Origin of the sequence: Kitasatospora sp. NRRL B-11411 (assembly GCF_000721345.1) — a bacterium.
Classification (GTDB): Bacteria; Actinomycetota; Actinomycetes; order Streptomycetales; family Streptomycetaceae; genus Kitasatospora; species Kitasatospora cineracea.
Genome location: NZ_JOGH01000027.1, coordinates 34,142 through 57,185, shown reverse-complemented (window position 1 = coordinate 57,185; position 23,044 = coordinate 34,142). Strand labels below are relative to the sequence as shown.

The window sequence follows — 23,044 nt, the reverse complement described above, 5'->3', positions numbered from 1 at the left end:
GTCGCCCGCTGCGCACCGCCCCGTCCGGGCGGGCAGGCGGCGGAGGGGCGCGGTGTGATGGATCCATGACCCCCGAGAACCTGGACGACCTCACCGCCGAACTCCTCCGCCTCGCCCCCGGCCTCGACCCCGCCCGGGCCGCCGCCCTGCTCCGCCGCGCCTACCGCGCCGGACTCGCCGACGGCCGCCGGGAGACCACCGAGAGCCGCGAGCACGGCGGCTGGTGAACCCCGCGCCCGGCCCGTGCGGGAGACTTCCCGTACGGGGAGGAGGACCGGACCTCCCCGTACGGGAGCCGGAACCGGACCCCGCACAGCACCACACCGAGGAGTACGGATGGCGCCCCGCACCCGCCGCCCGGCGCGCCCCCGCGAAGAGGTCTACGCCGCCGCCCGCACCGCGATCGCCGAACACGGCCTCGCCCGGCTCACCATGGCCGGCCTCGGCGAACAGCTCGGCATGAGCGCCGGCCACCTCCTCTACTACTTCGGCAGCAAGGACCAGCTCCTGCTGGAGACCCTGCGCTGGAGCGAGGCCCAGCTCGGCGAGCGCCGCAGCCGCGAACTCGCCCGCCGCGAGGTCCCCGTCCTCGACCGGCTCGACCGCTACCTGGAGCTCTACCTCCCCGAGGGCCCCGGCGACCCCCGGTGGATCCTGTGGATCGAGGTGTGGAGCCGCTCCCCCGGCACCGCGGAGCTCCGCCAGGGCCAGCTCGACATCGAGACCCCCTGGCAGGACGACCTCGCCGCGCTCCTCGCCGAGGGCCGCGCCACCGGCCTCCTCCCGGCCGCCGGCACCACCCCCGCCCGCGCCGCCCAACTGCGCGCCCTGCTCGACGGCCTCGCCGTCCCGCTCGCCATCGGCCTGCCCGCCACCACCCGCGAGGACGCCCTCGCCCAGGCCGGCTCCGCCGCGCGCGCCCTGCTGGGGCTGCCCGCGTAGCGGCCGCCGTCCGCCGGGCCCCGCCCTACTCCGCCCTACCCCGCCCTACTCCGTCCTACTCCGTCCAGACCGCGGCCGCGGTGCGGTCGTCCGCGTAGCCCTTGGCGCGGACCTGGATCTGGCGGAGGAAGTCGACCGTGCCCGGCGGGTGCGGGTGGGCCCAGTGGCTGGACAGGAAGTGCGCCACGGCGGGCTCCTCGGCGATCGGGGCGGCCAGGCCCGGGGTGCACAGCAGCAGGATGTCGCCGGAGGTCGCCGGGACCAGGCGGAAGCGGAACGGCCGGGGCGCGGGCATCGAGGCCGGCGGGAGCGGGGGCTGCCCGTCCGGGTGGTGCAGCAGCCGCGCGGCGTAGGCGTCGATCCAGTGCCCGGAGCGCAGCAGGTACAGCCCGCCGGGGCCGGTGCCGAACGCGGCCCGGTGAGTCGCCGCCGGGTCCGCGGACATCAGCAGGCAGTGCAGCGAGGCGGTCTCCTCGGGCGGCAGGCCGGCCGGCCCGTCCCCGTCCCCGTCCCTGTCCCCGTCCTGGGCGGCCTGCTCCGCGGCACTGCGCAGCTGCACCGCCGCCTGGAGGGCGATCCGCTGCAACCCGTAGCGCAGCCGGTCGCGGGCCCCGGCCCGCAGGTCGGCGGCGAGTTCGGCCCGGCTGCGGCCGATCGCGGCCGCCAGCTGCCGGGCCGACTCGGCCGCCGCGACCGACCCCCACTGGGCGTTGGCCCGGCGCGCGGGCGCGGCCAGCACCGCGAGCACCAGCGCCTCCTCGCCCTCGCCGAACCGGACGGTGAGCAGCGCGTCGGTGCGCGGCTCGCCCCGGTAGCGGGCCGAATCCCCGCGGATCGACACCGCCCGCAGCGTGGTCCCCGCGAACCCGGCGCCGTCGATCGCGGTGTCGGGCACCAGCGCCGCCAGCCCGGCCGGATCGGCGGCGGGCAGGCTGGTCGGCTCCGGCGCGTACGTCGGGGGCCGCTCCCCCACGTGCGGCACGGCCGGCGCCTGCGGACGCCCCGACCAGGGCGCGGCCCGGTCCGGCGGCGGGGGCCCCACCACGACCGTCGGCGCGGGGGCGGGGGCGGGGGGCGGAGCGGGGGTCGGCTCCGGTGTCGGCGCGGGCTCGGGCTCGGGCCCGGTCACCGCTTCCGGTTCGGATTCGGGGTCGGGTTCGGGTTCGGGTTCGGGTTCGGGCAAAGGCTCAGGCTCGGGTTCAGGCTCCGGCGAGGGTTCCGGCGGGGCCGTCGGAAGATCCGTCAGCGTCGGGGCCGGGGCGGCCGGTTCCTTCGAGAGGTTCGGCTGGAGCTCGGGCCAGGCGGCCTCGGCCCAGCTGCGCGGCGTCGGCCCCGGCTGCGGTTCGACCGGCGCCTCCGCGAACTCCACCGCCTCCGCCGCGCGCTCCGGTTCCGGCGCCCCCGATCCCGGCGCCTCGGGTTCCGGCGCCGGCGCCTCCTGTTCGGGGCGGCGCTGCGGGGCGATCAGTCCGGCGGCGGTGGTGAACCAGTCGTCGACGGTGCCGGTGTCGGCGCCGGTGTTCGCGGCGGGGGTGTCGGGGAGGGTGCCGGCGGGGCCCGCGTAGACGGTGTGCCACCAGGCGTCGTCGGGACGGGGCTGCCTGGGCGGGCCCTGCTCGTTCAACTGACCGCTCCTGATCCGTGAGGGGGGCCGGACGTCACGTCATTCTTCCGAAGGACAACGACGGTGTCCGGGATTCGGAACATCGCGCGGACGTCCGGGGAGGGGTTCCGGCCACGGGTGGCGCGGCGGTGGCGACGGGGCGGCGGTACGGGGTCAAACGGGTTCCAACAGGGGCTTCGGGGACGGGGTGGCGGGGCGTTCGTCCGGAAAATGAGAGCCCAAGGGGGGCATCGCTTCACCCGATCGGCTGATTAATATGTGCGCATGGCCGCGCCAGGATCTCGTACTCGCCCCGGAGGGCCCGCAGTCGCGGTGCTCCGTCCGGTGGCGGTGCTGTGGTCCCTGCTGCTGGCCGCGCTGCTCGCGCTGCTGCCCTGCGCGGCGACCGCCGCGAGCGCCCGGCCGCTGAGCTCCCCGCCGGCCGGCCAGGAGGCCCCCGGCGCGTCCGCGCCGCAGCGGACGGCGCCCGGCGCGGACCCGGCCGCCGGGGCGTCCCGGACGGCGACCCCGGTGCGGGCGGGTGCGACGGCGTCGCACCACGGGCCGGCGACGGTGCTGCCGGTCGCGGCCGGGGAGGCGCCCGGTGCGGCGTTCATCCTGTGCACCGCGGACAACCCCGGCCCGGTGCCCGGCCACGGCTGCTCCAGCCATCCCTTCTGCGGCCCGGAGTCGCACCTGCCGAACGCGCCGCCGGAGCCCGGCACGGCCGTCCGACCGCGCCTGGTCGCCCCGCCGGTGACGCCCGCCGCTTCGGCCTGCGGCGCACCGACCGGGTCGCACCACGCGCCCGACCTGCACGTCCTGCAGGTTCACCGGTCCTGAGCGGAACCCACCGCCGACCGACGCCCCGCCGCGCGGGGAGGTCGGCGGCTCCGCTGCCCCCACCCCACCGCAGACCGCCGTGCCAGCCACGGCGGGGACAAGGAAGACATCCATGGGTTCCGCCTCCAAGCAGTCCAACCCCACCGGCAAGCAGCCCAAGCCGGGCAGCAAGGCCGCCCAGCAGGCCGACCGCCGGGCCCGGATCGCCGAGCTGCGCGCCATCGAGCAGCGCCGCGAGCGCCGCAACAAGACGATCACCATCGGCATCTCGTCCGTCCTGCTGCTCGCCATGATCGGCGGCGGCAGCTGGCTGGTGATGGACTCCAAGGACAAGAGCGACAAGAAGAAGGCGGCGGCCACCGCCGCGGCCGAGGCCGCGCAGAAGGCCAAGGACGACGCCGCGAAGGCCGACATCCCGGGCCTGCAGACCTTCGGCAAGCTCACCCAGAACCACGTCAAGACCGAGGTGAAGTACCCGCAGACCCCGCCGGTCGGCGGCGACCACGACCCGGTCTGGCAGACCTGCATGGGCAACGTCTACGACAAGCCGGTCCGCAACGAGAACGCCGTCCACTCGCTGGAGCACGGCGCGGTCTGGGTCACCTACAACGGCAAGGCCACCCCCGAGGACATCAAGACCCTCAGCGACAAGGTCAAGGCCACCCCGTACAGCCTGATGAGCCCGTACCCGGACGAGCCGGGCACCATCACGCTGACCGCGTGGAGCAACCAGCTGGTGGTGGACTCCGCCAGCGACCCGCGGGTCGAGACCTTCTTCGCCAAGTTCGTGCAGGGCCCGCAGACCCTGGAGCAGGGCGCGAGCTGCAGCTCGGGGCAGATGTGACCGCGGCCCCCGCCGACGGCGGCGGGCAGCCGGAGTTCGAGGAGCACGTGGAGTTCGAGGAGGAGCTGCCGGCCGCCCCGCGCGGGCGGCGGCGGTTCTGGTGGCCCGCCGCGCTCGCGGCCGTGGTCGCCCTGGGGCTCGGCGTTCCCGCGCTGGTCTCCGGCAGCACCCCGGCGTCCGGCAGCCCGACGGCCGCCGCGCCGGCCACCGACTCGGCGGAGGCCGGGTTCGCCCGCGACATGGCCACGCACCACCAGCAGGCCATCGACATGTCGTTCATCATCCGGGACCGCACCCAGAGCGAGGAGGTGCGGGGCTTCGCGTTCGACATCATCAACACGCAGGCCAACCAGCGCGGCATGCTGATGGGCTTCCTCGACCAGTGGGGCCTGTCGCAGAGCACCACCGCCAAGCCGATGACCTGGATGAACCACCCGTACGAGGCGCACGACGGCTCGCTGATGCCCGGCATGGCGACCAACACCGAGCTGGACCGGCTCCGTTCGCTCAGCGGCCAGGACGCCGAGGTGTACTACCTGCAGCTGATGATCAAGCACCACAAGGCGGGCGCCGAGATGGCCCAGGCGTACGTGGACGCGGGGCGCAACGCCCCGGAGAAGCGGCTCGCCCAGGGCATGGTCGACGCGCAGCACGCCGAGATCCAGCTGATGACGGACATGCTCGCCGAGCGCGGCGCGCAGCCGGCCGCCTGAGCCGGTAGGCACCGGGCGCGGCCGATGCGCCGGAGGGCGCCGCCCAGGGGTTCGCTTCCCCCGGGACGGCGCCCTCCGGCGTCGGGTCGGGCGACTCAGCCCCGGCAGAGCCGGACCGCCAGCGCCGCGACCACCGCGAGCAGCAGCAGGACGGCGCGGCCGCCCGCCGCCGCACCGGCCTGGTGGACGGCCAGCACCGGGAGCGCGGTGCCCAGCGCGGTGCCGAGGCTGCGCACCATGTTGACCAGCCCGCCGCCGACGGCCGAGCTCTGCGCGGGGATCGCCCGCATCACCAGGGCGTTGTTGGCGGGCAGCAGCAGCCCGAGGCCGTAGCCGGTGAGCAGCAGCGGCGCGGCCGTGGTCCACGGGCCGGGGGCGGGCAGCAGGGCGAGGGCGAGCAGTCCGGCGGCGGCGGTGAGCGCGCCGCAGCGGCAGCGGGCGGCGTCGCTCCAGCGGCCGGGCAGCAGCGCGCCGCCGGCGGTGGCGGCGAGCGCGAACGCGGCGGGCAGCGCGGTGATCGCGGCGCCCGCGGCGGTGGCGGTGGTGCCGCGTCCGGCCAGCACGACGGGTTCCAGCACCAGCGGGCAGAACAGCAGCAGGTAGCCGACCAGGGCGACCAGCAGGCCGGCCCGGATGCCGGGGGTGTTGACCAGTCCGGGCGGGATGATCGGACGGTCGGCCCGGCGCTCCTGCCGGACCAGGGCGAACGTGGCAACGGCGCCCGCGGCCAGCAGCCCGGCGACCGCCCAGCCGGGCAACGACAGGCCGGAGGCGGCCGAGAGGGCGAGCAGCAGCGCGGTGGAGGAGCCGGCCAGCAGCAGCAGTCCGGCCAGGTCGAAGCGTCCCTCGCGGTCCGCCGTCCGGGCCGGGCAGCGGCCGTCGGGGAAGGTGCGCGGCAGCAGGAACCAGCCCGCCAGCATGCCCAGCACGCCGATCGGCACGTTGACCCAGAACGCCCAGCGCCAGGACGCGTGCGCGACCAGCAGCCCGCCGAGGGTCGGGCCGAGCGCCAGGCCGAGCGCCTGGGCGGCGGCCTGCACGCCGAGCGCGGTGCGCATCGCCCGTTCGGGTACGCCGCGGGCCACCAGGGCGACGCTGTTGGCCTGCATCATCGCGCCGCCGACGGCCTGCACGGCCCGGCAGGCCACCAGGACCGCCAGGTTCCCGGCCAGCCCGGCGCCCAGCGAGGCCAGCGCGAACACCGCGAACCCGCCCAGGTACATCGTCTTCCGGCCGACCAGGTCCGACAGCCGCCCGACCGGGGCGAGCAGCGCGACCAGCACCAGCAGGTACGCCAGCGAGACCCACTCGACGGCGGCGAACGAGGCGTCGAAGTGGCCTTCCAGCGCGGGGAAGACCAACGAGGTGACGCTGGCGGTGAGTTGGCCCAGGAACGCGCCCAGGCAGACGGTGCCGACCGCCAGCCAGTGCGCGTGCGGCCAGCGCGCGACGGCCCGGGGGCGGGGGCGTTCGGCCAGTTGCAGGGTGTCGAGCAGCCGGGAGGCGACCGCGGGTTCAGCCATGGGGCGAACATATCTGCTTCCGACATAATCGCTCAAGGAGCGTTTCGGGACCCGACCGATCCGCCCGCCGCTCTTCCGCCGCCTTTCCCCTCGCCTTCCCCTCCCCTTCACCGCTCCCCGGTTCCCCTTACCGATCCCCGGTTTCCCTTACCGATCCCTCCCCCCGCCCGGCACGGTGTTTCGGCCGGTCGACGGGTGGACACCCGGTAGCCCGCGGGTGGCCGGACGCTACGCTGTCCGCCATGTCTTCGCAGCCCCAGCCGCTCCCGCCGCCGACCGGACCCGCGGCCGCGGGCGCCGACACGCTCGCCGGGGCGCAGCAGCTCACCGACGTGATCACCCGCCTGCGCCGGGCGCTGCGGAGCTCCATCCGCTCCGAGTTCCCCTGGGAGGCGCTGCCGATGGCCCAGGTCGAACTGCTCCAGACCCTGGCCGCCTCCCCCCTGCGGGTCGGCGAGCTGGCCGCCCGCCAGCGCCTCGCCCCCAACACCGTCAGCGGCCTCATCTCCAAACTGCTGGAGGCCGGCCTGGTCGACCGCCAGCCCGACCCGGGCGACCGCCGCACCGCCCGGATCGCCCTCACCGAGGCCGGCCACCAGCAGCTGCGCGACTGGCAGAGCGCCCACGAACGCCGCCTCGCCACCGCCCTCGAAAGCCTCACCCCCACCGACCGCGAAGCCGTCATGCGCGCCCTCCCCGGCCTCGACCGCCTCGCCCACTCCCTCGCGGGCACCGACCCGCTCCGCTGAGGCCCGCTCGCCGAGGCCCGCTCCGCCGACGGCCCGCTCGCCGACGGCCCGCTCGTCGGCGTCAGGGGCGTCCACGGCGTCAGGGGCGTCCACGGCGATGTCCGATTCCCGCCAGTCGGTGTCCCCGCGATCGCGCAGACTGGAAGGCGTGATCGACGACGAGACCAGGTACCGGGCCGTGGACAGCCGGGACGCCCGCTTCGACGGGGTGTTCTTCACGGCGGTGCGGACCACCGGCATCTACTGCCGTCCGAGCTGCCCGGCCACCACCCCCAAGCGCACCAACTGCACCTTCTACCCGACCGCGGCCGCCGCCCAGGGCGCCGGCTACCGGGCCTGCCGGCGCTGCCGGCCGGACTCGGTGCCGGGCTCGCCCGAGTGGAACCACCGGGCCGACCTGGTCGGCCGCGCCGTGCGGCTGATCGGGGACGGCGTGGTCGACCGGGAGGGCGTCGCCGGACTGGCGTCCCGGCTCGGCTACAGCGCCCGCCAGCTCCAGCGGCAGCTGACCGCCGAGCTCGGCGCGGGCCCGCTCGCGCTGGCCCGGGCGCAGCGCGCGCAGACCGCCCGGCTGCTCCTGCAGACCACCGAACTGCCGGTCACCGACGTGGCGTTCGCGGCCGGCTTCGCCTCCGTCCGGCAGTTCAACGACACCATCCGCGAGGTGTACGACCGCACCCCGTCCACGCTGCGCACCGAGCACGGCGGCCACCGCCGCACCCCGGTCGGCGGCGGCATGCTCGGCCTGCGGCTGGCCTACCGGGGCGCGATCGACACCGGCCACCTGCTGGACTTCCTCGGCCTGCGGGCCGTCCCGGGCGTCGAGGAGGTCGTCCCCGGCCCGCGCCCCGGCACCCGCAGCTACCGGCGCACGCTGTCCCTCCCGTACGGGCACGGCCTGGCCGAGGTGGACGGGCTCGCCCCCGGCGACCGGCCGGACCGGGGCTGGCTGGACTGCCGGCTGACCCTCACCGACCTGCGCGACCTGACCACGGCCGTGCACCGGCTGCGCGCCCTGTTCGACCTGGACGCCGACCCGGACGCGGTGGACGCCCGGCTGGCCGCCGACCCCCTGCTGGCCCCGCTGGCGGCCGCCCGGCCCGGGCTGCGCTCGCCCGGCCACGTCGACCCGCACGAGCTCGCCGTCCGGGCGGTGCTCGGCCAGCAGGTCACGGTGGCCGCCGCCCGCACCCTGGCCGGCCGGCTCGCCGAGCGCTACGGCACCGCGCTGCCGGCCGCCGACGGCGGGCTGCGCCTGCTGTTCCCGACCGCCGCCGCGCTGGCCGCCGCCGACCCGGAGCACCTGGCGATGCCGCAGTCCCGCCGCCGGGCCCTGCTCGGGCTGTGCGCGGCGCTCGCCGACGGCACCGTCCGGCTCGACCCCGGCGTCGACCGCGAGCAGGCCGCCGCCGAACTGCTCGCCCTGCCCGGCATCGGCCCGTGGACGGTCGGCTACCTGCGGATGCGCGCCCTGGCCGACCCGGACGTGTTCCTCCCCACCGACATCGGCGTCCGCGACGGCCTGCGCGCCCTCGGCGCGGACGGCGACCCGCGCTCCGCCGCCGGACGCTCCGCCCGCTGGGCGCCCTGGCGCTCCTACGCCCTGCACCACCTGTGGTCGGCCGCGGCCGACCACCACGCCGCCACCCCCCGTACCCGCAAGACCCGCGAGGACCAGTCATGACCACCGCACCCGCCACGCCCGCCACCGCTCCCACCACCGTGTTCACCACCATGGACAGCCCGCTCGGCACCCTGCTGCTCAGCGGCCCCCTCGACGCCGACGGCCGCTTCGCGCTGGCCGCCGTCACCGCCCCCGGCCAGAAGGGCGCGCTCGCCGAGCCCGCCGCCCACTGGCGGCCCGACGCCGACGCCCTGGCCCCCGCCGTCGAGCAGCTCACCGCCTACTTCGCCGGTGAGCGCACCACCTTCGACCTGCCGCTGGCCCCCGTCGGCACCGCCTTCCGGCAGCAGGTCTGGGACGCCCTGGACGACATCCCGTACGGCGCCACCCTCACCTACGGCCAACTCGCCGACGCCGCGGGCCAGTCCCCGCGCGCGGTGCGCGCCGTCGGCGGCGCGGTCGGCGCCAACCCGCTGCTGATCGTCCGCCCCTGCCACCGCGTGATGGGCGCCAACGGCAGCCTCACCGGCTTCGCCGCGGGCATCGACGCCAAGCGCTGGCTGCTGGCCCACGAGAGCGGCGACCGGCTGTTCTGACGGCCCGTCAACTCCCTTCCGCGGCAGGAGGAGAGGCGTCGGACGGCAGGGACTCCAGCCGCCGGGCCAGCCGGGCGGTGTCGGGGGCGGCGAGCCGCTGGTACGCCCGGTACGCGGTGTCGAACAGCTCCCGGGCGGCCGCCGAGTCGCCTCGGGCGAGGGCCAGTTCGCCGAGTCCCTCGTCGGTGCGGGCCTGCCAGTGTGCGGATCCGGCTGCCACGAACCCGGCCCGGGCCGCCTCCAGGTCCGCCCGGGCCTCCTCGTACCGGCCGGCCAGCAGGTGCGCCCGGGCCCGGACCGCCCGGGCCCGGGAGACCTCGTACGGGTCGTCGGCGGCGATCAGGTCGGCGACGGCCGCGGACAGGTGGCGGACGGCCCCGGCTTCGTCGGCCGCGTCCACCGCCACCTCGCCCAGCGCGACCCGGACCAGGCCGACGCCGCGCCGGTAGCCGAGCGACTCGCGCAGGCGCAGCGCGGCCTCGAACTGCGTGCGTGCGGAGTCGAGTTCGCCGAGGATGCGGTGCGCGTGCCCGAGCCCGGTCCAGGACTGCGCCTCGGCCAGCACGTCGCCGTTGGCGCGGGACACCTCCAGGGCCCGGGCGTACCAGTCGGCGGACTCCCGGATCCGGCCGGCGCTGCGCAGCCCCTGCCCGCCGGAGGTCAGCATCCACTGCTCCGCGATCCGGTCCCCGCTCTTCCTGGCCGCGTCCAGTCCCAGCGCGTGGGCCTCCAGTTGGAGGGCGTGCGGGCGGAGCCGGATGAACATCGGCTGCATCGCGTCCGCCAACTGCCAGACCAGCCCGTACCGGCGGTTCCGCGAACCGTCCCGGAGTACCGCGGCGAGCTGGTCGCGCTCCCGCTCGAACCAGTCGAGCGCCTCCGACTCCTCGACGAACTCCGGTGCGTGCAGCGGCGGTTGGAGGTAGTCGCGGGGCAGGAAGCGGTGGCTCGGCATGATCAGGGCCTCGGCGGCGGTCGCCGCGGCCAGGTAGTGCTCGGCGACCCGGCGGACGGCTGCCCCGCCCTGCTCCGGCGGCTCCTCGGCGGTGCCGCGCTCCCGGGCGTGCAGCCGGACCAGGTCGTGGAAGCGGTAGCGGCCCGCGGCGTGCTCCTCCAGCAGGTGCACCCCGGCCAGCGCGTCGAGCAGGCCGTCGGCCCCGTCCCGGGAAAGCTCGCCGGCCGCACCGGCCGCCTCGGGGGTGAACTCCGGTACCGGCAGCAGGCCGAGCAGCCGGTACAGCCGCGCGGCGGCCGGTTCCAGCGCGCGGTAGGAGGCGTCCAGCACGCCGCGTACGGCGGCCTCACCGTCCAGCCGCAGCGCGGTCAGCCGGCCGCCCTCCCGGCGCAGCGCCTCGGCGGTCGCGGCCAGCGGCTGCTGCGGGCGGGCCGCCATCCGGGCGCCGGCCACGCAGATCGCCAGCGGCAGCCCCGCGCAGCGGGTGACCACCTGGTCGGCGGCCGACTGCTCGGCGGCGATCCGCTCCGCCCCGACCTGCTGGGCGAGGATGGCGTTCGCGGCGTCCGGCCCGACCAGGCCGACGGTGAGGAACCCGGCGCCGTCCATGGCCAGTCCGGTGAGCCGGGTGCGGCTGGTCACCAGCGTCACCGCGGCAGCCGCCGCCGGGATCAGCGGCCGGACCTGGGCGGCGCCGACCGCGCTGTCGAGCAGGACGGCGATCCGCATCCGGGCGGTGGCGGAGCGCCACAGTGCGCTGGCCTCGGCGAGTTCGGCGGGCACCGCGGTGTGGCCCAGGGCGCGCAGGAACCGGCCGAGCGCCTCGATCGGATCGGCCGGGTCGTCGTAGGAGTGGCCGCGCAGGTCGGCGTAGAAGGCGCCGTCCGGGAAGCGGTCGCGGTGCGCGCGCAGCCAGTTGACGGCCAGGGCGCTCTTGCCGACGCCGGCCGGCCCGTTGAGGACCAGGAGCGAACCGGCGGGCCGTTCGGCGCCCAACGCCCGTTCCAGCGCCGCCAGTTCACTCTGTCGGCCGGGGAGGTGCGCAGGGGCGGGTGGAAGCTGATGGGGTACTGGAAGCTGCGCCGGAGCATGCACGGAGACGTGTACGCCCCCTTCGATCCGATCGGCCTGGAGCGCCATTCCGTTGATCGTCGCGTTCCCCTCGACGCTGTTGCGGCGAACGGAGCCTTGCTGAGCTGGAGAGTTCGGCGATACGCCGGATTCGGGCGCCAACTCTGCTCCTCCTCGGGCCTGGTGGGGCGGACACCGGATCGCAGGAGAAGGACGCAGCACAGGCGGATCGCCTATACCACATCAGTTTCCCTTTCGCCCGGACAACATGGAAACCCGCAGTTCAGGAAACCGTGCGGTGGTATAGCAGACGGTTCCCTCTCATGCCATGCTCGCCTCCTGCGCGTCCGGGGAACAGACGACAGGGGGCATTTTCGGTGGAGATCCATCTTCTGGGGACCATAGGGCTGGCGGTCGACGGGACGCCGCTGACGATCCGCTCGCACAAGGTGCGAATACTGTTGGCCGGCCTGGCCCTGGACCTCGGAAAACCGCTCTCGCCCGCCGTCCTCGCCGACCGGATCTGGGACGGCGAACCACCGGTCAGCGCCACGTCCACCCTGCAGAGCTACGTCTCCCGGCTGCGCACCGTGCTCCGGGAGGCCGCCGCCGGGGCCCCGGGACGGCCGGGCACCCGGATCGAAATCGTCTCCCAGGCCGGCACGTACGCGCTGCAGGCCCGGCCCGAACAGGTCGACTGGCACCACTTCCGCACCCTGGCCGGCCGGGCCCGCACCCTCGCCGAGGCGGGCCAGGACCACCGGGCCTGGACCCTCCTGCGCGAGGCCGAGGACGTCTGGCAGGGCGAACCGCTGGCCGGGCTCCCCGGCGAGTGGGCACAGTCCACCCGCGTCCTGCTGGCCGACCGGAAACTGGCGGCCACCCTCGCCCGCATCGAGATCGAACTGCGCCTCGGCCGGTTCGCCGACGCGGTCGCGGAGCTGATCGCGCTGGCCGCCGACCACCCGTGGAACGAACGGGTCTCGGCACTGCTGATGACCGCCCTGTACGGCTGCGACCGGCTGGCCGAGGCGCTCAGCGTCTACCGCGACGTCCGGCGGAGGCTGCGGGAGGACCTGGGGACCGGCCCCGCCGAGTCGCTGAACCGGCTGAACGAACAACTCCTGCACCGGGTGCCGGTCGGCAACCTGCTGCGCCGACCGGCGGCGGCCGCCGGCAGATCGGCCGCCCACGGCGCCTCCGCACCTCCGTCGACCCTTCGCTCCGCTCCCGAACTCATCGGCCGGGAATCGGAGTTGAACGCCGTCCTGGACGCCGCGCGGAACCCGGACCGGGCCGGCGGCGGGCGGCCCGCCCCCTTGACGGTGGTGACCGTCTCCGGCATGCCGGGTGCCGGCAAGACCGGACTCGCCCTGGCTGCGGCCGCCCTGCTGCGCGAGGAGTTCCCGGACGGCCAGGTGTTCGTACCACTGGCCGCGCACGCCGGCGGCACGTCGACCCTCGGTCCGGAGAGCGCCGCCACCGCGCTGCTGCGGCAGTTCGGCGTACCCGCCCAGCAGATCCCGCTCGACCCGGAGGAACTGCTCGCCGAGTGCCGCGAACTGCTGGCCGGCCGGCGCGCCCTGGTGGTGCTGGACGACGCCGCCGGCCCGGCCCAGGTCCGTCCGCTGCTGCCGGCCGCATCACCCTCCTTCGTCCTGGTCACCAGCCGCCACCGGATGGCGGAACTCCCCGCGGTCCGCACGGTCCTCCTCACCAGACTGTCCCCGTCCGCGTCCCGCGCGATGTTCCGGAGGCTGGCGGGCGGGAGCCGGATCGCGGAACCGGAACAGGCCGCGGAGATGACCGCGGTGGCCGAGTTGTGCAGCGGACACCCGCTCGCCCTCGACCTGGCCGCCAGCCGCTTCCGGGCGCACCCGACGTGGACCCTCGAACACCTCATCCGGCGACTCTCCCGCGCGGACGGCAGGATCGGCGAGCTCTGGAACGACCTCGGCAGCCTGGAGGGGGCCTTCATGATGTCGTACCAAACCCTGGCAGCTGATCACCAGACCGCGTTCCGCCGCCTGTGCCTGTACCCGGGCGGGGAGTTCGGCCCGCACACGGCGGCTGCGCTGGTCGGCCTCCCGGTGGCGGCGACGGAACGCATCATCGACGCACTGCTGACCGTCCACCTGGCGTCCGAACCCTCCCCCGGCAGATACGAAATACACGATCTCATCAGCGAGTTCGGCCGAATCCTGGCAAACCGAACAGACCCGCCGGAAGATCATTCCCGTACGGTCCGAAGACTGTCGGCCTTCGCCACCGACGCATTGGTCGCCCTCGACCACACCCGCTCGCCCCGGCGTTTCCGGCTGCCACCGCCGGCGGGCCTTCCCGATTTCGCCGAAGGAGCGCCGCCCGGCACCCCGGAGTGGTCCGACGAGGCCTCGGCCACCGCCTGGCTGCGCCGCGAGCTTCCCGGATTCATCGCGCTGGAAGGGAAGTTGCGTGCGGACGGCGACATCTCCGAAGCCGGCTGGCTGTCCCACGTGCTCGCCCCCCACCTGGACACGGCCGGCCTGTGGCACGAGGCCCACCGGATGCAGGAGGCCGCGGCCACCGCCGGGCCCGCGCAGGACGACCCCCGACGGGCGGCGCACGCCCTGCTCGACCTGGCCCGGACCCTGATCCGCTTCGCTCGCTACCCCGACGCGGCCGACGCCGCCGAACGCGCCCTCGGCCTCGCCCGGCGCACCGGCGACGACCCGGCCCACGCCGACGCACTGAGCCGGCTCGCCGAACTGCACGGACAGATCGGCGACCCGGCGACCGCCCTCACGTACCAGCACGCCGCGGTGACCCTGCGCCGCTCGATCGGCGACGAGGGACCGCTGGCCCGCAGCCTCAACAACCAGGGCGTCTTCCACACCCTGCTCGGCGACCAGGAATCCGCCGTCCGGTCCCTCCGGGAAGCACTTCCGATTTTCCGGAGCATCGGCGATCAGCGCAGCACCGGCTCGCTCCTGAACAACCTGGGCGGAATCCACCTGAGCACCGGCGACCGGAAATCCGCCCGCACGTCCTTCGAAGCCCTGCTGGAACTCGACGGCGGAAATCTCTCCGAAGCCGACCTCGCGGCCGTCCGCCTCAATCTGGCACTGACCCTGGACATTCCCGAGGAATCCCGGCTGGCGACGGAACTGCTGAATTCATCGGCCCGGACCTTCGGGCTCCTCGACGACGTCCGCCACGAAATCGACGCACGCAACGCACTCGGCCTGGTGCACCGCCTTTCGGGCAACCTCCCGGAGGCCCACCGGCAGTACTTCACCGCAGCCGGCCTGGCCGCCCGCATCGGCGCCGCACACGAGGAGCAGGAGGCCCGGCAAGGGCTGGAACAGGTGGAGGACGTCATCGGTACCACCCCGCGTGACGAGGGAGGCGGTGAACAGTCGTCCGACCGCTCCCGCCTCGCCCGCGCCGAGGAGGCGACCGCTCCGAACCTGGGCGACCTGACCGAATCGCTGCTCCGGCGCGACTGGCCGGACCTCGCCGAAGCCCCAATTCCGAAGCAAATGAATTCCAGATCGACCCAAGGCGATCAAAATTGAACACAACCAGTCGATCGAGGGCACCGAGATCCATCGGGGGTGACAAGTTCACGGCACCTCCAGAGAATCGCGGACGGGAGATTCCAATCACCCGGACTTGATGATCGACCCACGACGTGGCTAGCCTGTTCGAGACAAGGGTGTCGATTCTCGAACGCCACGGATCCCGCACAAACGGAACCTGCAAATGTATCGCGCACGTCTGACTGCTCGAACCGCCCCTCCCCCGCCCAAGCCCTCCAGGGGGAGGGGAAATTTGTCCACGTACATCACGCTCGTGGCAATGGCAGTCACCCTGGGCTGGATACCCATCTACCTGGCGATCGCCCAGTTCCCCTCGGACAGCACGGCCCACGGCCCAGTAGCCGCCGTGCGCGGCACAGTCTGACCCGGTAGAACAGCGGCCCCGATTCCCGCCCCCGGTTGCGGCGGAGATCGGGGCCGTTGGTACGACCCGGGGCCCGGAAGCGAGGGGCCCGGAGGCGCGGGGTCAGGGCTTGGGGCGGGTGCGGGTGGTCTTGGTGAGGTGCTTGCGGTGGCGGGCGCGTTCGGCGCGGAGGCGGGCGTCGGTGCGGGCGGCGATCCAGTCGTTCTCGCGCTGGAGCTTGAGGTAGCTCTCCCAGCGGCGTTCGGGCAGGGTGCCGTCGGCGAGGGCGGTGCGGACGGCGCAGCGGGGTTCGCTGCGGTGGGAGCAGTCGGTGTAGTGGCAGTCGGCGGCGAGGGCGCTGATGTCGGCGAAGGCCTGGTCGATGCCCTCGCCGCCGAAGAGGCCGACGCCGCGCAGGCCGGGGGTGTCGATGACGGCGCCGCCGGCCGGGAGCGGGACGAGTTCGCGGACGGTGGTGGTGTGACGGCCCTTCTCGTCGACGGAACGGACCTGCTGGACCGTCATCGCGGACGTCTCGGCGAGGGCGTTGGTGAGGGTGGACTTGCCCGCGCCGGACTGGCCGATCAGCGCGCAGGAGCCGGTGGCCCGGGCACGCAGTTCGTCCATCCCCTCGCCGGTTTCGGCGCTGACCGTCAGTACGGTGACACCGGGTGCGATCGCCTCTACGTCCGCCCGGACGAAGTCGCCGTCGTGGACCAGGTCGGACTTGGTCAGGACGATCAGCGGTTCGGCCCCGGACTCCCAGGCGAGGGCGAGCAGGCGCTCGATCCGGCCGGGATCGGGTTCCGCGGCGAGCGAGACGGCGATCAGTACGGTGTCGACGTTGGCGGCCAGGACCTGGCCTTCGGAGCGCTTGTGGGCGCCCTTGCGGATGATCGCGGTGGTGCGGGGCAGCACCGCCGCGAGGGCGGGGGCGGGACGGGCGGCCGGGTCGAACGCGACCCAGTCCCCCGTACAGGGGTTGTGCGCGGTGTCGGCCGTCATGACCGGGCGGGTGGCGGCGCGCTGCACGGCCGGCTCCCCGCTCCCGGGGTCGACGAGCAGTACTTCGCAGCTGCCGCGGTCCATCCGGACGATCCGGCCGGGCAGCAGCCCGGTGGCGGCGAGCGGGGCGAACGCGGCGGCCCGGTCGTCCGTCCAGCCGAGCCCGGACAGCGGGTGGGCGGACGGGGAGGGGGCGGAGGGGCGGGTGGGGACCTGCATGGTGATCAACGGGGACCCTTCGAGGGAACGGGCGGCCCCGGCCGGAGGGCGTCAGCGGGTGCGCGACGCCGGAGGACGGCGGGCCGGGGGCCAGGGGGTAATGGACTCGGCAGACTTCTGAACACAGCGGAAAACACCTGCGAGAACAGGCCTCACGGTCCTCACCTCCTTCCTCTCCGGACACGCCTCGCCCACCCCGCCCGGGGTGCGCTCGATCGGCGGACGCCACGGTAGTCCCCTCCCGTCACCCGCGCCACCGAATTTCCGCCGGTCCGCGAGGTGTCGTCAACTCGCCTGCACAGCAAGGAAGTTGGGGCTTACGGCCGGACGCAAGGGTTCCGCAAGCCGCGCAAGGGTTCTCCAGCCGTCCCGCCACCGCGCCCGGACATCCCTCCCCCGACGGCGGTGCACGGGGCCCGCCGTCCCGGTGGAAGGCCGGGAGGAGAACGGGAAGGAAGGGGGGAGGCCCGATGTCCTGGGCGACTCTGCTCGACCGCAAGCGGGTGCTGGCGGTCGTGCACACGGTGGTGTACGGGCAGCGGCTGCGCGAGGTGTGCGAGCTGCTGGCGGCGGACCTGCGGGTGCAGGTGGTGTTCACCGTCGCGCCGCACGCGTTCAACGAGGGGGTGGCGGCGTTCCTGATGGGGCTCGGCGGCACGGTGGTGCCGTGGGAGCAGGCGGTGGCCACCGAGTTCGACCTGGTGCTGGCCGCCGGCTCGCAGGGGATCGAACAGGTCCGCGGCCCGCTGGTGCGGCTGCCGCACGGGGCCGGACACCTGAAGCTGGCCCGGGCGCTGCCGCCCGCGGGCTCGGTGACGGGCGTCCGGGAGCAGCGGCACGCCAACAGCACCAGCAGTAGCGCCGGCAACGGCAACGGCAACGGCCCGCGGGAGGTCTCCGGCCTGGGCCGGAACTACCTGCTGTGGGAGGGCCGCCCGAACGCGGCGGCGTACGCGCTGGCGCACCGGGACGACCTGGCGGCGCTGGAGCAGTCCTGCCCGGAGGTGGTGCCGATCGCGGAGGTGGTCGGCGACGGGGACCACGACCGGATCCTCGCCGCACTGCCCCGGCGGGCGGAGTTCCGGGCGGCGCTGGGCCTGGGCGAGCGGGAGCGGCTGGTGCTGCTCTGCTCGACCTGGGGGCCGGACTCGGTGTTCGGCGGGCTGGACGCGCTGCTGCCCCGGCTGGTGCGCGAGCTGCCCGCCGGACGCTTCCGGACGGCGCTGGTGGTGCACCCCAACGTGACGGCGGGGCACGGCGGCTGGCAGGTGCGCCGCTGGGTGGAGGGGGTGTCCGGCGGGACGGTGGCGCTGGTCGCCCCGCAGACCGACTGGCGTCCGCTGCTGGTGGCCGCCGACTACGTGATCGGCGACCACGGCTCGGTGACGCTGTACGCCTCGCTCACCGGGGCCCGGATCCTGCTGGCCCGGTTCCCGCACCGGAACGTCAACCCGGACTCGCCGGGCGTCCAACTGGCGCGCACCGCCCCGGCGCTGGACCCGGCGCACCCGCTGGACCGGCAGCTCGCGTACGCGGACGGGCTCTACCGGCCGGAGGCGTACGCGGCGATCGGGGCCCGGATCTCCTCCGAGCCGGGCGCGTTCCTGCCCCGGATCCGCCGCCTGCTGTACCGGGTGCTGGACCTGGGCGAGCCCGCCCACCCCGCCGCGGAACCGCCACTGCCCCCGCCCGCCCCGCTGTTCACCGGCCCCGACCGGCCCGACGGAAGCGGCAGCGACAGCAACAGCAGGAACGGAAGCAGGAGAGGGAGCGGGGGCGGCCGATGGCGGTGACGGTGACGGTCCGGCTCCCGGCCGCCCCGGGCGTCCCGGCCCGGTGCGACCGGCACCTGGCGGCCCGGACGGACGAACCGGCCCGGGTGCGGCACCTGGCGGACGTGCTGCACGGCGAGCACCCGGACGGGTCGGACGAGGAGGTGTGGCGGCGGCACCCGGGCTGCGCGGTGCTGGCGCTGCGCGGCCCGGACGGCCTGGTGCGGGTCCGCTTCCGGGGCGGCACGCTCACCCTCCGCCCGGGCCCCGCCGCCCCCGACCCGGCCGCGCTGGCCGGTTCCCTGGTGCACGCCCTGCTGTCCGCTGCCGCGCAGCATCAGCAGCAGTAGCAGTAGCAGTAGCAGTAGCAGTAGCAGCAACAACGGCGGCGGCGGCCCCGCCACCCCGGCGGCCGGGGCCGCCGTTCACGGCCCGGAGCGGCGGCGGCGCTCGCCCCCGCCGCCGATCCGGCGCCGGACGTCGCCGTAGGGGAGGAAGGAGGCCCAGCGCTCCGGGTACTCGCTGGGGACGTCGTCGTCCTCGTCCTCGTCGAAGAGTTCCTCGTCGTGGCCGTCGGCGAGGCCGAACTGGCGGGCCCGGTCGGCGCGTTCGGCGGCCCGGCGGGCGGCGGCCTCGCGGCCGCGCTGGACGGCGGCGTCCTCGGCGATGCGCTCGTTCTCGGCGCGGGCGTCGGCGGTCTCGACGGTGGGCCAGCGGCGGTCTATCGCGGCGTTCATGGCGGCGCCGATGAGCACGGCCAGCGCCACCACGAAGATCCACAGCAGCACGGCGACGGGGGCGGCCAGCGAGCCGTAGACGGAGTGGCCCTCGACCGAGCTGACCAGGTAGAGCCGCAGGGCGACGCTGCAGACCACCAGGACCAGCAGGGCGACCAGCGCGCCGGGGATGTCCTCGCGCCAGGGCGTGGAGACCGGGACGGCCACGTGGTAGAGGGTGGTGAGGGAGACGATCAGCAGGACGATCGCGGCGGGCCAGTAGAAGCTGGTGATCGCCCCGGTCCAGCTCGGGAAGGTGTTGATCAGCAGGCCGGGCCCGGCGACCAGCAGCGGCAGCACCAGGGAGCCGATCACCAGTGCGCCGAGGTAGAGGCCGAGCGACATCAGCCGGGTCTTGACCAGGCCGCGCTTGCCGTCGAGGCCGTACATCACGGTGATGGTGTCGATGAAGATGTACAGCGCCCGGGAGCCGGACCAGAGCGAGAGCAGGAAGCCGATCGAGATCAGGTCCGGCCGGGCGCTGTCGAAGACGTCCTGCAGCAGGGGTTGGACGATCTCGTCGATGGAGCTCGGTGAGAGCACCGTCCCAGCTGCTGAGACGATGTCGTTCTTGAGCTTGTTGATGGTGCCGGCCCCGAGGATGTCGTCGAGGTAGCCGAGGGTGCCGGCCAGGCAGAGCAGCAGCGGCGGGATCGACAGCAGGGTGAAGAAGGCCGCCTCCGCCGCGAGTCCGGTGACGCGGTACTCGACGCAGGTGTTGGTGGTGTCCTTCACCAGCGCCCACACGGTGCCGTACCAGGTGTTCCGCTTGGCGGCGCGGCGCCGTCCGCCGCGGCGGCGGGAGGGCCGGTCGCCGGCGGGCCCGGGTCCTCCGGCCGGGTGGGGGGTACTGCCTGCTGCTTGCACGCCCCTACGGTATCGGCCCGGGCCGCGGGCCCCGTGCGCCGCCGCCGGGAACGGAACCCCCGCGGGGCCGCGAGCAGCCCCGCCTCGGGGCCGGTCCCACCATTCGGAACGATGGAGTCCAGGATTCGGACGTTAGTGGACCGCGAGTCGCTCGCCGTGCGAATCTCTTGCCATGTCTAGCGCCGGAACCACCCTAGTTGGCCGACTCCACGTCGACCTCCTTCGCGTGTCCAGCGCCATCTGTCCGGTGACCTGAGCCCTTCGTACGCCGCACCGCACCGGCGCCATCCCCGCCGTCGCGGATGTGCGCAAGACCCTGCCCGGCCCAGCGTCACCCTCTCCCGCCGCCTGCCCGAGAACGCCGCAGGTGGGAGCGGAGCGCGTCCGGGGACCGCCAGCACCTCGCACCTGCCAAGCCGCTCAAAGGACTGACACCATGGCCCGCACTCCCGACACGGTCGAGCCTCAGGACGGCGCCGCGCCCGCGGCCCGCCCCGCCGCCCGCAAGGTGACCCGCCACCGCGGCGAGGGCCAGTGGGCGATGGGCCACTACACCCCGCTCAACGCCAACGAGCAGCTGAAGAAGGACGACGACGGTCTCAACGTGCGGACGCGCATTGAGACGATCTACTCCAAGGGCGGCTTCCAGTCGATCGACCCGGCCGACCTGCGCGGCCGGATGCGCTGGTGGGGCCTGTACACCCAGCGCCGGCAGGGCATCGACGGCGGCCGCACCGCGATCCTGGAGCCGCACGAGCTCGAGGACGAGTTCTTCATGATGCGGGTGCGCATCGACGGCGGCCAGCTGACGGTGGCCCAGCTGCGCGCCATCGGCGAGGCGTCCGAGCAGTACGCCCGCGGCACCGCCGACGTGACGGACCGCCAGAACGTCCAGTTCCACTGGGTGCGGATCGAGGACGTCCCGGCGATCTGGGAGAAGCTGGAGTCGGTCGGCCTGTCCACCACCGAGGCGTGCGGCGACTGCCCGCGCGTGGTGATCGGCTCGCCGGTGGCGGGCATCGCCGCCGACGAGATCATCGACGGCACCTGGGCGGTCGACGAGATCCACCGCGAGTACATCGGCAACAAGGAGTTCTCGAACCTCCCGCGCAAGTTCAAGACCGCGATCTCCGGCTCGCCGCTGCTCGACGTGGTGCACGAGATCAACGACATCGCCTTCGTCGGCGTGGTCCACCCCGAGCACGGCCCGGGCTTCGACCTCTGGGTCGGCGGCGGCCTGTCCACCAACCCCAAGCTGGGCGTCCGGCTGGGCGCCTGGGTGCCGCTGGCGGAGGTCCCGGAGGTCTGGGCCGGCGTGGTCGGCATCTTCCGCGACTACGGCTACCGCCGCCTGCGCAACCGGGCCCGGTTGAAGTTCCTGGTCGCCGACTGGGGCGTGGAGAAGTTCCGCCAGGTGCTGCAGGACGAGTACCTGAAGCGCGAACTGGTCGACGGCCCGGGCCCCGAGCAGCCCTCCAACCAGTGGCGCGACCACGTCGGCGTGCACCCGCAGAACGACGGGAAGTTCTACGTCGGCTTCGCCCCGAAGGTCGGCCGCCTCTCCGGCAAGCTGATCCAGCAGATCGCCGACCTGGCCGCCGAGCACGGCTCGGGCCGGGTCGCCACCACGGTCGAGCAGAAACTGATCGTGCTGGACGTCGCCGGGGACCGGGTCGACTCGCTGGTGGCCGGCCTGGAGGCGCTCGACCTGCGGGTCAAGCCGTCCACCTTCCGCCGCGGCACGCTGGCCTGCACCGGCATCGAGTACTGCAAGCTGGCGATCGTCGACACCAAGGACCGCGGCCGCACCCTGATCGACGAACTGGAGCGCCGCCTGCCGGAGTTCGACGAGCCGCTGAGCATCAACATCAACGGCTGCCCGAACGCCTGCGCCCGGATCCAGACCGCCGACATCGGCCTCAAGGGCCAGCTGGTCACCGACGAGAACGGCGAGCAGGTCGAGGGCTTCCAGATCCACCTGGGCGGCGCGCTCGGCTTCGAGAACGCCGGCTTCGGCCGCAAGATCCGCGGCCTGAAGGTCACCAGCGCCGAACTGCCCGACTACGTCGAGCGCCTGCTGACCCGTTACCAGGCCGACCGCCAGGACGGCGAGCGGTTCGCCCAGTGGGCGGTCCGGGCCACCGAGGAGCAGTTGTCGTGAGCGAGCGAGCGGCGCCCTTCTACTGCCCGTACTGCGGGGACGAGGACCTGCGCCCGTCCGAGAGCGGCCACGGCGCGTGGGAATGCCGGGCCTGCCGCCGGGGCTTCCAGCTGAAGTTCCTCGGACTGCTGTCAACGACCGACGGGGGTAACGGACATGACGACCGCCACTGACTACGAGGCGATAGCCGTCGAGGCCGGCCGCGAGCTGGAGGAGGCCACCGCGCAGGAAGTGCTGCGCTGGGCCGCCGACACCTTCGGCAAGCGGTTCTGCGTGACGTCCTCGATGGAGGACGCGGTGGTCGCCCACCTGGCCTCCACCGCGCTGCCCGGCGTGGACGTGGTCTTCCTGGACACCGGCTACCACTTCGCGGAGACCATCGGCACCCGGGACGCGGTCGCCGCGACCATGCCGGTCAACGTGATCACGCTGACCCCGAAGCTCACCGTCGCCGAGCAGGACGCCCAGTACGGGCCGAACCTGCACGACCGGGACCCGGACCTGTGCTGCTCGCTGCGCAAGGTCGAGCCGCTGAACCGCGGCCTGGGCGCGTACGACGCCTGGGCGACCGGCCTGCGCCGCGACGAGTCGCCGTCCCGCGCCAACACCCCGGTGGTGGCCTGGGACGCCAAGCGCCGCAAGGTGAAGATCGCCCCGATCGCCCGCTGGACGCAGGACGACGTGGACGCCTACGTGCAGGCCAACGGGGTGCTGCTGAACCCGCTGCTGTGGGAGGGCTACACCTCGATCGGCTGCTCGCCGCTGTCCTGCACCGCCAAGCCCGGCGAGGGCGAACAGGGCCGGGCCGGCCGCTGGGCGGGCTCCGGCAAGACCGAGTGCGGCATCCACCTCTGAGC

At 74.5% G+C, this 23,044-nt stretch carries 20 protein-coding genes; 15 read left to right on the top strand and 5 right to left on the bottom strand.

What is annotated here, in order from left to right:
• Positions 1–65 precede the first annotated feature (65 nt).
• Both IH44_RS46530 and IH44_RS0115605 read left to right on the top strand, forming a co-directional pair.
• Entirely contained in the window at positions 66–227 is a 162-nt protein-coding gene (locus IH44_RS46530) for a hypothetical protein (protein ID WP_157852334.1), read from the top strand.
• 109 nt (positions 228–336) lie between these two features.
• Positions 337–942, top strand: coding sequence for a TetR/AcrR family transcriptional regulator (locus tag IH44_RS0115605; protein WP_035955220.1), 606 nt, complete (start codon positions 337–339; stop codon positions 940–942).
• Positions 943–997: 55 nt separating this feature from the next.
• Here IH44_RS0115605 and IH44_RS0115600 read toward each other — a convergent pair whose 3' ends face one another.
• A complete protein-coding gene (locus tag IH44_RS0115600) occupies positions 998–2,566 on the bottom strand; it encodes a protein phosphatase 2C domain-containing protein (RefSeq protein ID WP_030460150.1) in 1,569 nt (522 codons plus the stop codon).
• Between the two features lie 312 nt (positions 2,567–2,878).
• Here IH44_RS0115600 and IH44_RS0115595 point away from each other — a divergent pair, with 312 nt between their 5' ends.
• The 3 genes from IH44_RS0115595 to IH44_RS0115585 all read left to right on the top strand — a co-directional run bounded on the left by IH44_RS0115595 (position 2,879) and on the right by IH44_RS0115585 (position 4,945).
• A complete protein-coding gene (locus IH44_RS0115595) occupies positions 2,879–3,388 on the top strand; it encodes a hypothetical protein (RefSeq protein ID WP_030460149.1) in 510 nt (169 codons plus the stop codon).
• Between the two features lie 112 nt (positions 3,389–3,500).
• On the top strand, positions 3,501–4,232 hold the full coding sequence (locus IH44_RS0115590; RefSeq protein WP_030460148.1) for a DUF3105 domain-containing protein: 732 nt from the start codon (positions 3,501–3,503) through the stop codon (positions 4,230–4,232).
• Positions 4,229–4,945: a DUF305 domain-containing protein gene (locus tag IH44_RS0115585; protein ID WP_035955217.1), complete on the top strand. Its 717-nt coding sequence runs from the start codon at positions 4,229–4,231 to the stop codon at positions 4,943–4,945. The genes IH44_RS0115590 and IH44_RS0115585 overlap by 4 nt, the downstream gene beginning before the upstream one ends.
• Before the next feature lie 95 nt (positions 4,946–5,040).
• Here IH44_RS0115585 and IH44_RS0115580 read toward each other — a convergent pair whose 3' ends face one another.
• Positions 5,041–6,468, bottom strand: a complete 1,428-nt coding sequence (locus IH44_RS0115580) for an MFS transporter (RefSeq protein ID WP_030460146.1) — start codon at positions 6,466–6,468, stop codon at positions 5,041–5,043.
• Positions 6,469–6,710: 242 nt separating this feature from the next.
• On the opposite strand from IH44_RS0115580, the gene IH44_RS0115575 reads away from it, so the two are divergent.
• The 3 genes from IH44_RS0115575 (at position 6,711) to IH44_RS0115565 (ending at position 9,437) form a co-directional block, all read left to right on the top strand.
• Entirely contained in the window at positions 6,711–7,217 is a 507-nt protein-coding gene (locus IH44_RS0115575; protein ID WP_030460145.1) for a MarR family winged helix-turn-helix transcriptional regulator, read from the top strand.
• 97 nt (positions 7,218–7,314) lie between these two features.
• The gene (locus IH44_RS0115570) at positions 7,315–8,901 is read left to right on the top strand and encodes a DNA-3-methyladenine glycosylase 2 family protein (RefSeq protein WP_030460144.1); all 1,587 of its coding nucleotides are present in this window, start codon (positions 7,315–7,317) and stop codon (positions 8,899–8,901) included.
• Positions 8,898–9,437: a methylated-DNA--[protein]-cysteine S-methyltransferase gene (locus tag IH44_RS0115565; protein ID WP_030460143.1), complete on the top strand. Its 540-nt coding sequence runs from the start codon at positions 8,898–8,900 to the stop codon at positions 9,435–9,437. The genes IH44_RS0115570 and IH44_RS0115565 overlap by 4 nt, the downstream gene beginning before the upstream one ends.
• Before the next feature lie 7 nt (positions 9,438–9,444).
• Here the strand turns inward: IH44_RS0115565 and IH44_RS0115560 are convergent, their stop codons facing one another.
• Positions 9,445–11,532, bottom strand: a complete 2,088-nt coding sequence (locus IH44_RS0115560) for a tetratricopeptide repeat protein (RefSeq protein ID WP_035955211.1) — start codon at positions 11,530–11,532, stop codon at positions 9,445–9,447.
• A 308-nt stretch (positions 11,533–11,840) separates the two neighbouring features.
• Here IH44_RS0115560 and IH44_RS0115555 point away from each other — a divergent pair, with 308 nt between their 5' ends.
• Positions 11,841–15,020, top strand: coding sequence for a BTAD domain-containing putative transcriptional regulator (locus tag IH44_RS0115555; protein WP_198544996.1), 3,180 nt, complete (start codon positions 11,841–11,843; stop codon positions 15,018–15,020).
• A gap of 490 nt (positions 15,021–15,510) precedes the next feature.
• Here the strand turns inward: IH44_RS0115555 and rsgA are convergent, their stop codons facing one another.
• Positions 15,511–16,611 (bottom strand): ribosome small subunit-dependent GTPase A, encoded by a 1,101-nt coding sequence (gene rsgA / locus IH44_RS0115545; protein ID WP_030460140.1) that lies wholly within the window; start codon positions 16,609–16,611, stop codon positions 15,511–15,513.
• A gap of 470 nt (positions 16,612–17,081) precedes the next feature.
• On the opposite strand from rsgA, the gene IH44_RS0115540 reads away from it, so the two are divergent.
• Complete coding sequence (locus IH44_RS0115540; RefSeq protein WP_051816932.1) at positions 17,082–18,404, top strand: hypothetical protein; 1,323 nt, start codon at positions 17,082–17,084, stop codon at positions 18,402–18,404.
• Positions 18,395–18,733, top strand: coding sequence for a hypothetical protein (locus tag IH44_RS0115535; RefSeq protein ID WP_030460138.1), 339 nt, complete (start codon positions 18,395–18,397; stop codon positions 18,731–18,733). Before IH44_RS0115540 ends, IH44_RS0115535 begins: the two co-directional genes overlap by 10 nt.
• Positions 18,734–18,808: 75 nt before the next feature.
• Here IH44_RS0115535 and IH44_RS0115530 read toward each other — a convergent pair whose 3' ends face one another.
• Positions 18,809–20,026 (bottom strand): YihY/virulence factor BrkB family protein, encoded by a 1,218-nt coding sequence (locus IH44_RS0115530; protein ID WP_030460137.1) that lies wholly within the window; start codon positions 20,024–20,026, stop codon positions 18,809–18,811.
• A gap of 172 nt (positions 20,027–20,198) precedes the next feature.
• Here IH44_RS0115530 and IH44_RS49710 point away from each other — a divergent pair, with 172 nt between their 5' ends.
• The 4 genes from IH44_RS49710 (at position 20,199) to IH44_RS0115515 (ending at position 23,042) form a co-directional block, all read left to right on the top strand.
• Entirely contained in the window at positions 20,199–20,282 is an 84-nt protein-coding gene (locus tag IH44_RS49710) for a putative leader peptide (protein ID WP_318264789.1), read from the top strand.
• A 180-nt stretch (positions 20,283–20,462) separates the two neighbouring features.
• Positions 20,463–22,187, top strand: a complete 1,725-nt coding sequence (locus IH44_RS0115525) for a nitrite/sulfite reductase (protein ID WP_030460136.1) — start codon at positions 20,463–20,465, stop codon at positions 22,185–22,187.
• Complete coding sequence (locus tag IH44_RS47250; protein ID WP_198544995.1) at positions 22,184–22,360, top strand: hypothetical protein; 177 nt, start codon at positions 22,184–22,186, stop codon at positions 22,358–22,360. Before IH44_RS0115525 ends, IH44_RS47250 begins: the two co-directional genes overlap by 4 nt.
• Positions 22,344–23,042 carry a phosphoadenylyl-sulfate reductase gene (locus IH44_RS0115515; RefSeq protein WP_030460135.1) on the top strand — a complete coding sequence of 233 codons (699 nt, stop codon included), beginning with the start codon at positions 22,344–22,346 and terminating at the stop codon, positions 23,040–23,042. Before IH44_RS47250 ends, IH44_RS0115515 begins: the two co-directional genes overlap by 17 nt.
• The last annotated feature ends 2 nt before the right edge of the window (positions 23,043–23,044 follow it).

Excerpts from the sequence above, each read along its gene's own strand:
- rsgA (WP_030460140.1), bottom strand. The coding sequence starts at position 16,611 with ATGCAGGTCCCCACCCGCCCCTCCGCCCCCTCCCCGTCCGCCCACCCG.
- IH44_RS0115580 (WP_030460146.1), bottom strand. The coding sequence starts at position 6,468 with ATGGCTGAACCCGCGGTCGCCTCCCGGCTGCTCGACACCCTGCAACTG.
- IH44_RS0115525 (WP_030460136.1), top strand. The coding sequence starts at position 20,463 with ATGGCCCGCACTCCCGACACGGTCGAGCCTCAGGACGGCGCCGCGCCC.
- IH44_RS0115540 (WP_051816932.1), top strand. The coding sequence starts at position 17,082 with ATGTCCTGGGCGACTCTGCTCGACCGCAAGCGGGTGCTGGCGGTCGTG.
- IH44_RS0115570 (WP_030460144.1), top strand. The coding sequence starts at position 7,315 with ATGTCCGATTCCCGCCAGTCGGTGTCCCCGCGATCGCGCAGACTGGAA.
- IH44_RS49710 (WP_318264789.1), top strand. The coding sequence starts at position 20,199 with ATGTCTAGCGCCGGAACCACCCTAGTTGGCCGACTCCACGTCGACCTC.
- IH44_RS0115590 (WP_030460148.1), top strand. The coding sequence starts at position 3,501 with ATGGGTTCCGCCTCCAAGCAGTCCAACCCCACCGGCAAGCAGCCCAAG.
- IH44_RS0115515 (WP_030460135.1), top strand. The coding sequence starts at position 22,344 with ATGACGACCGCCACTGACTACGAGGCGATAGCCGTCGAGGCCGGCCGC.
- IH44_RS0115560 (WP_035955211.1), bottom strand. The coding sequence starts at position 11,532 with ATGGCGCTCCAGGCCGATCGGATCGAAGGGGGCGTACACGTCTCCGTG.
- IH44_RS0115575 (WP_030460145.1), top strand. The coding sequence starts at position 6,711 with ATGTCTTCGCAGCCCCAGCCGCTCCCGCCGCCGACCGGACCCGCGGCC.
- IH44_RS46530 (WP_157852334.1), top strand. The coding sequence starts at position 66 with ATGACCCCCGAGAACCTGGACGACCTCACCGCCGAACTCCTCCGCCTC.
- IH44_RS0115565 (WP_030460143.1), top strand. The coding sequence starts at position 8,898 with ATGACCACCGCACCCGCCACGCCCGCCACCGCTCCCACCACCGTGTTC.
- IH44_RS0115605 (WP_035955220.1), top strand. The coding sequence starts at position 337 with ATGGCGCCCCGCACCCGCCGCCCGGCGCGCCCCCGCGAAGAGGTCTAC.
- IH44_RS0115535 (WP_030460138.1), top strand. The coding sequence starts at position 18,395 with ATGGCGGTGACGGTGACGGTCCGGCTCCCGGCCGCCCCGGGCGTCCCG.